The 9,452-nt window shown below is 42.5% G+C and carries 10 protein-coding genes and 1 pseudogene; 2 read left to right on the top strand and 9 right to left on the bottom strand.

Going from position 1 to position 9,452, the window contains the following annotated elements:
* Positions 1–261: 261 nt before the first annotated feature.
* Both O9332_RS10785 and O9332_RS10780 read right to left on the bottom strand, forming a co-directional pair.
* Positions 262–1,026, bottom strand: coding sequence for an ABC transporter ATP-binding protein (locus O9332_RS10785; protein WP_079207158.1), 765 nt, complete (start codon positions 1,024–1,026; stop codon positions 262–264).
* 256 nt (positions 1,027–1,282) lie between these two features.
* Positions 1,283–2,095: an inositol monophosphatase family protein gene (locus O9332_RS10780; RefSeq protein WP_288025431.1), complete on the bottom strand. Its 813-nt coding sequence runs from the start codon at positions 2,093–2,095 to the stop codon at positions 1,283–1,285.
* Positions 2,096–2,156: 61 nt separating this feature from the next.
* Between O9332_RS10780 and scpB the strand changes: the two genes are divergently transcribed.
* Both scpB and O9332_RS10770 read left to right on the top strand, forming a co-directional pair.
* Entirely contained in the window at positions 2,157–2,675 is a 519-nt protein-coding gene (gene scpB, locus O9332_RS10775) for an SMC-Scp complex subunit ScpB (protein WP_002763004.1), read from the top strand.
* A 134-nt stretch (positions 2,676–2,809) separates the two neighbouring features.
* Positions 2,810–3,160, top strand: coding sequence for a DUF760 domain-containing protein (locus O9332_RS10770; RefSeq protein ID WP_002735620.1), 351 nt, complete (start codon positions 2,810–2,812; stop codon positions 3,158–3,160).
* Between the two features lie 441 nt (positions 3,161–3,601).
* On the opposite strand, the gene O9332_RS10765 is transcribed toward O9332_RS10770, so the two are convergent.
* The 7 genes and pseudogenes from O9332_RS10765 to O9332_RS28035 all read right to left on the bottom strand — a co-directional run.
* Entirely contained in the window at positions 3,602–4,471 is an 870-nt protein-coding gene (locus tag O9332_RS10765) for an NAD(P)-dependent oxidoreductase (RefSeq protein ID WP_288025429.1), read from the bottom strand.
* Positions 4,472–4,496: 25 nt separating this feature from the next.
* Entirely contained in the window at positions 4,497–5,156 is a 660-nt protein-coding gene (locus tag O9332_RS10760) for a class I SAM-dependent methyltransferase (protein ID WP_288025427.1), read from the bottom strand.
* A gap of 13 nt (positions 5,157–5,169) precedes the next feature.
* Positions 5,170–6,012: a DUF6671 family protein gene (locus tag O9332_RS10755; protein WP_002763010.1), complete on the bottom strand. Its 843-nt coding sequence runs from the start codon at positions 6,010–6,012 to the stop codon at positions 5,170–5,172.
* Between the two features lie 131 nt (positions 6,013–6,143).
* The gene (locus O9332_RS10750) at positions 6,144–7,001 is read right to left on the bottom strand and encodes a S1 RNA-binding domain-containing protein (RefSeq protein ID WP_052278385.1); all 858 of its coding nucleotides are present in this window, start codon (positions 6,999–7,001) and stop codon (positions 6,144–6,146) included.
* Between the two features lie 96 nt (positions 7,002–7,097).
* The gene (locus O9332_RS10745) at positions 7,098–7,832 is read right to left on the bottom strand and encodes a dienelactone hydrolase family protein (RefSeq protein ID WP_002763013.1); all 735 of its coding nucleotides are present in this window, start codon (positions 7,830–7,832) and stop codon (positions 7,098–7,100) included.
* A 163-nt stretch (positions 7,833–7,995) separates the two neighbouring features.
* Entirely contained in the window at positions 7,996–8,811 is an 816-nt protein-coding gene (locus O9332_RS10740; protein WP_002763015.1) for a Cof-type HAD-IIB family hydrolase, read from the bottom strand.
* Positions 8,812–9,340: 529 nt separating this feature from the next.
* Positions 9,341–9,452: pseudogene (locus tag O9332_RS28035) on the bottom strand (Uma2 family endonuclease); the annotation flags it as partial.

Below are 9,452 nucleotides of genomic sequence, written 5' to 3'. Positions count from 1 at the left end.
TTTGTACCAAGCGATGTACTACAAGAAGGATAATGCAAGGTTTTTGAACGTCCCAATCCTATTTTCTTGCACTAACATCGGACTTTAACAGGTCAAAAGCTTTATTTTAAAAGGGTTTTACCATTATTCAGCAAACCCTAGTTAAATAGTTTCAAACCTATAGCAGTAAGCCATCAGCTTTGAATCAGTTATATAGGAAGTTGTCGTTTTCTTTTCACTGTTTACTGATTACTGTTCACTGATAACTGAAAAATCCCCACCCTACCCAATCACCTCATGTAAATCCGTCGGTGCGAGATTAGGATAAACCACTTCACCATCCTTAAACCAAATAATGCGCTGAGAGTGACGCGCCACATCAGCCTCATGAGTTACCATGACGATAGTAATGCCACTGTTATTCAATTCCGAGAAAATAGCCATCACCTCTTGGGTAGTTTTCGAGTCTAGCGCCCCCGTCGGTTCATCAGCAAGTAATAATATGGGTTGATTGACAATTGCCCTAGCAATAGCGACGCGCTGCTGTTGTCCCCCCGATAATTGATTGGGTTTATTGTGCAGTCGATTATCTAATTTTACCTTCGTTAAAGCAGCGATCGCTCTTTCCTTTCTTTCTTGGGGAGAAACCCCACCATAAATCATTGGTAACATGACATTTTCCAGCGCACTCATCTGGGGTAAAAGATGGAATTGCTGGAAAACAAAGCCGATTTTGCGATTGCGAATCTGGGCTAAATCCCCATCCGGCAGCGTGGAAACGTCCAGATTTTCTAGATAATAAGCTCCCAAGGTGGGACGATCAAGACAGCCGATAATATTCATGGCCGTGGATTTTCCCGAACCCGAAGCCCCCATAATAGCGCAATATTCCCCTTTTTTTAGGCTTAAATTGATGTTATTGAGGGCTTTAACCATGGTTTCGCCACTGCCGTAGATTTTAGACACATTTTCGAGGCGAATAATTACCGGCTGATAGACTTCGGCTTTATCGTTGCGTTGGCTGAGAGAGGAAGTATCAAAACTCATGAAATAAATTCGTGGGGGCAGGGTGTGGGGTGTAGGGTGTGGAGTGTAGGGTTTTACCGATTTTCAGGGGGTCAATTACCTAATTTTCAGGCAAAAAGTGCCTAAATTTCCCCCCTGATCACTCCAAGGGCTGGCAGTTTTTGATTTCAAACAAGCTTAAAGATATTATCCAACAAGGTTTTTAGATTTATTCAGCAAGCCCTAAATAGAGATAAAACCAATAAATGCAGCTATTCTAACCTGAGCAATTCTCCATTCAAGCAACATCCTTGAGAAAACCGACTAAAGGCAAGAAAACTGGCGCTAAATTCGATCGAGCCACGGCTAAACAGGGATAGGATCGATCGCTATAATTTTCCCCCACCTGCAAGGGAAAAATCTTTTCTCCTAAAGAGATAAATACTCCGCCAGCGGCCTGTAGAATTGCCCAAACCGCAGCAATATCCCAGACTTTCGGGGTTGCTTCCACTCCTCCCAAAACCGTGCCATCGGCAACCAAAAGCAGATTATAACTAGCCACTCCTATCATCCGCACTTTGCAGGGAAAGGGATTTTTTAATATATCTGTACTACGAGCGCAGAGATTAAACAGATGATTTTTGCTGGGAAAATCTTCGCTGGTGTGAATCGGTTGACCGTTGCAGTAGGCCCCCTCTGGACCAGTTAAACCCGTCTCACCGTACCAATAACCATAATAGGCCTGTTTCAGGCAGGGGAGATAAACAAATCCGAACACAGGAGTCCCCCGGTAGAGAAGTCCTAGGGAAATGCCCCAGATGGGAATACCGCGAGTAAAATTAGTCGTGCCGTCGATTGGATCCACTACCCAACACCATTCTTGATCCGGGAAAATATGGGTAGTTTCCTCGGTTAAGACTCCATGATCCTGGAAAGTGCGGGCAATTAATGATCGCAATTCGCCATCGGACCAACGGTCGGCAGCCGTCACTAAAGTCCCGTCTGCTTTATTGGTGGCCTGTAATTTGCCAAAATCAGCTACTAGGCGATCGCCCACCTGCTCGGTAGCCTGATAACAAAAGTCTAAAACCTGACTCCAAAAAGTTTCCATAATTTTCTCGTTCGTCTTCTAGTAGAATATTAAATCATTGTCTAAACTTAGGTAGTCGAGATTGAGCGCGGAAGCCCACCAGGAGATCAGACTAGCTACCCGTCTAGAAGCGATACTTTACCTAAAAGGGCAGCCTGTCCCCTTAACCGAGATGGTGACATTAACCAACAGCGATCGCTTGACGGTGGAAGATGCCATGATCGAGTTAATGTCCGATTATGCACACCGGGATAGTGCCTTGGAAGTGGTGGAAACCCCCCTCGGTTATAGTTTACAATTGCGGTCAGCTTATCAGAATTTGATCGAAGACCTGATCCCGGCCGAATTAGGCACAGGAACCCTCCGTACTTTAGCAGCGATCGCACTAAAAGAACCGATTTTACAAGCGGATTTAATTAATTTACGAGGCAGTACGGCCTATCAACAGGTTCAGGACTTGGTAGAACGAGGATTTGTGAGAAAACGCAAGCAAAATGAAGGTAGATCGTACTGGTTAGAATTAACCGATAAATTTCATCAATATTTCGAGGTTGACAATCTTAGAGAACAGGGTATTCTGGAAGCTACCGATCGGGAATAAGGAGAGAGAGAGTATATTAAGGGTGAATGTTTGATCACTGAGCTAAACTTGAAGAAGATGGGGGGGACTTCAGGCAATCAAGAAGAGCGATTTGTTAACCTAGATCCAATAACCACTACAGCGTGGGAGTTCTGATGACTTTTAATCCTGATTTTTTTCCCTGGGAAACCGAAGAACAAAACGATAACTGTCTGATGCAGTATCTCCAGCAGCAGCATCCTGAAACCCTTGAGAGAATAGCCCAATCCGTCAGTAGCGAAATTAAAGATATTATCTCGCAAAACGTCAGGGGATTGGTGGGAATGCTGCCCTCAGAGGATTTCGCGGTACAAATTACCACCGACCGCGAGAATTTGGCTAATCTTCTCGCTTCAGCGATGATGACCGGTTATTTCCTCGGTCAAGTGGAGAAGCGCCATCATTTAGAATCAATTTTGTTAGCTACAGAATCAATTAAATTAGGCAAAAAACCAAAAATAGATTAATCTTCACCCCAAAAAGATAGAGACACTTTCATCGGTGTCTCTATCGGTTTTTAGCCCCCTTTGGCAAAACTCACCATCACTAAAATCGAGAGCAGGATACCGGGGACAAGTAAACCCGCTAATAATCCAAATTCAGTCAGCGTCATAGGAAAATATGCCCAAAATTCCATCACTTCCCACTCTAACCCCCTCTTCCGGCCACCTCAACAAAGCTTAAGGAAAATTTAAAGCCTTTTACCAGTTTTTCTCCTATCAGTTGTCCGACTAGACAAACCAAAAAGAGTCTTTTTGATGTTGCCAAGCGGTTTATAAGTAGCTGGTTATAATTAAATTAAAAATGGATTTTAGGTTCGATCCCCCCTGCCCCCCCTTGATAAGGTAGGGTTGATTCATGAATCAACCCTACGCTTGATAAGGGGGGTGTCTGATAATTTTTAACGCCTACCTACTTAATTCTTTTTTCAGCGCTTCGTATAAAGCTGAATAATCTTGTTCTGCTAATCCCATTTCTAAAGCTTTTTCCAGAAGGCTCTGTACTCCTGTTAGGGGAAAAGTGGTTAAATCTAACTTCTCTGATTCCTCTAAAAAGAGATTGACATCTTTGAGTAAATGTTTAGTGGGAAAATTAGGGTTAGCATAATTTTCTTCTAACATTCTGGTTAATTTTTTGTCAAAAGTAGGCGCATATAAGGCACTTTGACGCAGGATAGTCATGAACTTTTCTAGATCTACTCCTTGCTGGGATAAAAAAGCTAAACTCAAAGCAAAAGCACTGGTTAGAGAGGCAATTAATTGATTTAAAGCTAATTTTAACGCCGCGGCGGTTCCCACTGCCCCGATTAACATCGGTTTTTGACCAAAATTTGCTAATAAATTTGACCATTGATGGAACTGTTTCTCCGTTGCTCCCACCATAACTAAGAGAGTGCCATTTTTAGCTTCGGGAATACTTCCTAACACGGGTGCTTCTAGATATTCTCCCCCTTTAGCAACAATTTTATCTCGCAGTTGTTTACTTTCAGAAGGAGCAATAGTTCCCATCTGGATAATAGTCCGATTATTGAAGTTAGATTGCTCGGAATTTAATCCTAAAACCTCTTGGATAACGGCGGCATTAGTTAACATTAAAATTAGACAATCTGCCTCTTGAATAACTTGATCGGGACAGCTAACTGTTTTGGCTCCCAACTGCTGTAAAGGTGCTAATTTTTCTAAGGTGCGATTATAGGCAATAACAGAAATTTTCTGATTTAATAATCTTTCTACCATTGGCGTTCCCATTAATCCTGTTCCCAAAAATCCAACTTTCATAACTCAACTTTTCCTGATTTAGTGATTAGTTTTTACTTGTTTTTATGGCTGTCCAATGACGTTCGGAAGACTGATAAATTTTAACATTTTTTAATCCCGATTGCTGGATTAAATCTTCGATTTCTGCTAGGGTAAAAGCGGCCTGGAGAGAATCCTTAAATAGTTGCGCTTGTCGGGGAGAAAAATTAGGATCGATTTCCCTCACCATCCCCTGGATTATTTCCTCGGAATCGGGACGGAATAAATCTCTTAAAAAAATGCCACCATTGGGTTTTAAAACTCGCTTAATTTCCCTTAAAAAAGGCAGAGGATTTTCGAGATGGTGGATTAAACTATTAGAAATAACTAAATCAAATTGCTCGGATTGGTAGGGAAGATTTTTTCCATCAACTTTTTCTAATTTGATCTGTTCTTGACAGTTAGCACCCAGGATATTTTTTTGACCAATTTCTAACATAGAATCGGCCAGATCAATAGCGATAATTTGCCATTGGGGAGGCAGTTGACAGAGCATAATCGGAATGCGTGCAGTACCGGTTCCCACATCTAATACCCTAGCATTAATACCAGCCAATTGTACGGCTTCTTTAGCAAAATTAGTATTAACTTCGGTGAAGTCCATGGCATCATATTCGATCGCTTCTTCCCGATCATCCATTACTTCCGGTTCTAAAATTCTTTCCATAGAAAAGCTATCCTTAAGGATTACAATATTCACAATACATCGGATCGGCAGTTTTTTGACCGTTGGGAAAGAGTTTTTCCTCTCGATAATCACACCTTTGACAACCGTATAGTTCCAGTTTAATTAAAGAGGTGGGAAAGTGACATAAACCACAGGGTAAACCCGATGTTCTTTCGATAATATCAAACCCCGGACAACCACAATTAGGACATAATTGATTAAGTTTCTGCACCAGATTTGCTGTCGCAGCTGCAATTGCTTTCATCCGCGTGGGATTGTGCATAGCACGCATATCGGTTTCTAGGTGTACCTTGCCGTTTTTGTCAAGAATATCTTCAACAATTTTAACGAAATTTTTCTCGTCAGTAATTCCCTTAAAAATCTGCTCGGAGTCGAGAGAATTTTTATCAAACATCACCACTAAACCATGACTAGGAAACCCGATTTTTTCGGCAAATTCTAAAGCAGCTGCTAGATTAGTTACAGTTTGGTGAGCGTGATTAGTTTCCGTGACTATTGCTTGACCAATTATTTCTAGATTATGGACTCGATCGAGCAATAAAATCAATTCACGATTACAGGAAATCAACGGCAAGTGGGGATAGGGATAAAAACTACCCTCACTAGCAATTCCGATATCGTATCCCGAAAGCTCGATCGCTTGTTGTGCCTTCCTGCGAGCGGTTTCAATTTGTGTCCCGATGCGCTTAATATCCCGGGTAAAAGTGCCAAAGCGATCGGTATTAAAATTATCGGGTACAATCACCTTAAGGCCTATTTCTTGCGCTAAAATCGGTGCAATCACCCGCTCTTTTCCGTGCATAGTCCCTAAAATTGCTATCCGATCTTGAAACATCTTTGTCAAGTAAAAAGGAGACAGGAGACAGGAGACAGGAGACAAATTCACCTGATAACTGATGGTGGGTTACGGCGAATACTAAATAGGTGGTAAAATATCTAAGTTATTGTCGCCTAACCCACCCTACACTAAGTTGCTGGGGTTTTTTCCTGAGCTTGTTTTAATCTTTCTGCTGCTGTTTCCATGACTTCTGCAAAGTTTTCGAGAATTTCGCCGGGGTGCGCTTCGAGGATTTTTGTGGATAGGGAAATGCGATTTTTATATTCGTCAATTTCCGCGACTACCACTTTAATTGCTTGACCAACTTTAAAGAAAGTCATGGGAGAATTAAAAGAGGCTCCTGTCACCTGTTTAGCATGGAGTAATCCCGTCACTCCACCGCAATCGACAAAGACACCGTAGGGTTGTAATTTAACCACGGTGCCACTTAATAATTTACCCACAGCTAATTGACTGATAGCGTTAGCGCGAGCAATTTCTCGCTGAGATAAAACTAATTTATTATTTTCTTGATCGATTTGAATAAAAGTTGCGGTTAAAAGTTGTCCGATCAGGGAATCTAAATCATTTTTTTCGATTAAATGGGAGCGAGGGATAAATCCTTTTAATCCCTCCACCTCTCCCGTCACTCCCCCCTTATTCACCCCCGTGACGCGCAGCTGCACCGACTTGCCACTTTCAGAGATTTCCCTGACATTTTCCCAAGCTTTTTGTAGTAATAATTGCCGCAGAGACAGGGTAACTTGTCCTTCCGCGTCCTGTCCACGGGTAATCAGAAAATCGAATTCTGCACCTATGGGTAAAGCTTCAGCAATAGAAATAACATTTTCCAGGGAAATTTCCCTTAAAGGAATAAAAGCGGAGGATTTGCCGCCAATATCGATGAATGCTCCATCGGAGGTGTGTTGATCGACTCTCCCGCGCACGATCTGCCCTTTTTCAAATTGATAATCGTATTGATCAAGAGCTTTGGCAAAATCGTCCATGGAAAAGGCTGGGTTCGGTGTCATGATAAATAGAATGGTTACAAGTATAATTTCGATCTGCTTCCAGTGTAAGCTGAAGCTTGAGGGGTCAGACCATTAAGATTTAAGAAGGCTAAATAACTCTAGCACATGATCCCAGGCAGATTTGGCCGCATTAGCATTATAACTAGCCCTTTGGTCGCAGAAAAAGCCATGGTCGGCATTTTCATAGCGGAAAACTCGATGAGGAATTTGATAACGGATTAATGCGTTTTCTATCTCATCCACTTGCTTTTGAGGAATACTCGCATCTAACATCCCGAAAAATGCGTAGATTGTCCCTTTGATTTGGGGAGTCACCTTCACTGTCGCTTGACCACCCCCAGGGGTTCCCGTGGTGATTCCCGCACCGTAAAAAGAGGCACTAACTTTGATATCCTCTAGAGTGGAGACAAGATAAACCACATGACCACCAAAACAAAAACCGATCGTGCCGACACCGGTTTTTTTCACCTGTGGCAAACTATAAAGATAATCGATGGTGGCTTGGATATCGCTGATTAATTCGGCTGCTTTGGTTTGTTCTTTGTACTGACGACCGATTTCAATATCTTCCATACTGTACCCCGTTTCAAAACCAGGAGCGAATCGCTGATAAATGGCAGGAGCGATCGCTATATAGCCTTCTTGGGCAATTCTGCGGGTGACATCGCGAATATGGTCGTTTACGCCGAATATTTCCTGAATCACGATAATTGCCGGATAAATTCCCCCTTGATCGGGAATGGCTAAATAGGCATCTATGTCAATATCTTTGTTAGAAATCGTAACAGTTTGCGTATTAATAGTCATAATTTTCTCGATGAAAAGGGTTTTAGGGTGTTAGGGTTTTAGGGTTGTAGGGTTGTAGGGTCTTAGGGTTGTAGGGTTTTAGTTGAATTCCCCCAATTCCCCATCTCCCCAATTCCCCATCTCCCCATTCCCCAATTCCCCATCTCCCCATCTCCCCAATTCCTCAAATTAAAACAAACTTTTCCAAGGCCACGGCAACCCCATTTAAGTCTACACTAGGGGCAACCCAATCGGCTTGATCCTTAACAGCTTGGGGAGCATTACCCATGGCAACACCGACACCCGCATAGGTGAGCATAGAAACATCATTAAAATTATCACCGATCGCCATAACGTTTTGCGGTTGTAATCCTAGGATATCTTCGGCCAAAAATTGGGTGGCGCTTCCCTTGGTAGCCTCAACGTGGGTAACTTCAAAAAAAGTCGGACTCGATTGGGTAAAGTATAAATCTTGATTTTGATAGCGTTGCTGTAAATGATGCCAAATCTCGGCGATAAATTGCTTATCTTCCCCCATGGCTAGGATTTTAGTGGTTTTGTGGGCAACTTTGCGTAAATCTCCCACTGCTTCGGCAATAATACCCGATCGCTGCCGATAGAATTCCGTTTCCGCGTTTAATTGCCGCACATAAAGCACATCGTCCATATAAAAATTAAGGGAGATTTTCTTTTTCCATTGGGGTTGTTCGAGATAATCTAAAAGATCGATCGCCAAGTCGGGGGAAATGGGAGTATGTCGATGGTGAACTTGGGAAACAGGATCTTGAATCCAAGCGCCATTGTAAGCAATTAAAGGTAAAGTGGATTTAAGGCGTTTATGAAAACGTAAAGCCGAGCGGTACATCCTACCAGTGCCAATAGCGACGGGAATTCCCTTTTTTTGGACGGCCGAGACAGCTTGCACCACAGCTGGATTAACCTGATTGTTATCACCGGCGATCGTTCCATCCACATCGACAACGATTAAGCGAATATCCACAGTTATGTCCCATTCAACAGTCAACAGTTATTGACACTCTCGCCGTCAAGCTACGCTGTGACTGGAGATTCTTGCTTCTACTCCTCTTAACTAGACACAATCGGAAGACTATGCCCCCGTCAGACCGAATCCACAAGCGTTTTAGTTTAACGTCTACCGACTGCCCGGCGGCGGACGGATCTGAATTTTATTTGTGGGCTGTTTTGACCTTAGCCGTTAAGCTTCTATCCTGCTTGACCCGTCACCATTACATTTTCAAGGGCGATATTTGTTCCGAGGTACAAAGGAGCGGGAGGTTTCCGTGATCCCTTACGCGCTTTACCGCTTTCTGTATTCTAGCGAAATCCCTCGAAAATTGTCAAAGTATTGAAAGCTAGGATGGAAGGCATGGGATTAAATGCAACAGTCCGAACATTTGGATACACGAATAAAACAATATTAAATTGGGAAAAGAAATTATCAGCCTGACAAGAAACGTTAGTATTTAACTCTAGATAAAATGTCACCATAATTACCTCAACTGCCCTAGTTAATTATTTTTAGCTAGTTGACTAACAAGCCATGCTCTTAAATTCTTTTCTGCCCTCACTTCATCCTCTTTAGCAGTGGCTAAAAATTCATAGAGTTTAGTTTTCGGAACT

Origin of the sequence: Microcystis sp. LE19-10.1B, from assembly GCF_027530565.1 — a bacterium.
GTDB lineage: Bacteria > Cyanobacteriota > Cyanobacteriia > Cyanobacteriales > Microcystaceae > Microcystis > Microcystis aeruginosa.
This window is presented reverse-complemented; position numbering and strand designations above follow the sequence as displayed.

What these genes read in the sequence shown, in the direction of transcription:
- O9332_RS10785 (WP_079207158.1), bottom strand. Translation starts at nt 1,026, where the DNA reads ATGAGTTTTGATACTTCCTCTCTCAGCCAACGCAACGATAAAGCCGAA.
- O9332_RS10780 (WP_288025431.1), bottom strand. Translation starts at nt 2,095, where the DNA reads ATGGAAACTTTTTGGAGTCAGGTTTTAGACTTTTGTTATCAGGCTACC.
- O9332_RS10770 (WP_002735620.1), top strand. Translation starts at nt 2,810, where the DNA reads ATGACTTTTAATCCTGATTTTTTTCCCTGGGAAACCGAAGAACAAAAC.
- O9332_RS10765 (WP_288025429.1), bottom strand. Translation starts at nt 4,471, where the DNA reads ATGAAAGTTGGATTTTTGGGAACAGGATTAATGGGAACGCCAATGGTA.
- O9332_RS10760 (WP_288025427.1), bottom strand. Translation starts at nt 5,156, where the DNA reads ATGGAAAGAATTTTAGAACCGGAAGTAATGGATGATCGGGAAGAAGCG.
- O9332_RS10755 (WP_002763010.1), bottom strand. Translation starts at nt 6,012, where the DNA reads ATGTTTCAAGATCGGATAGCAATTTTAGGGACTATGCACGGAAAAGAG.
- O9332_RS10750 (WP_052278385.1), bottom strand. Translation starts at nt 7,001, where the DNA reads ATGGACGATTTTGCCAAAGCTCTTGATCAATACGATTATCAATTTGAA.
- O9332_RS10745 (WP_002763013.1), bottom strand. Translation starts at nt 7,832, where the DNA reads ATGACTATTAATACGCAAACTGTTACGATTTCTAACAAAGATATTGAC.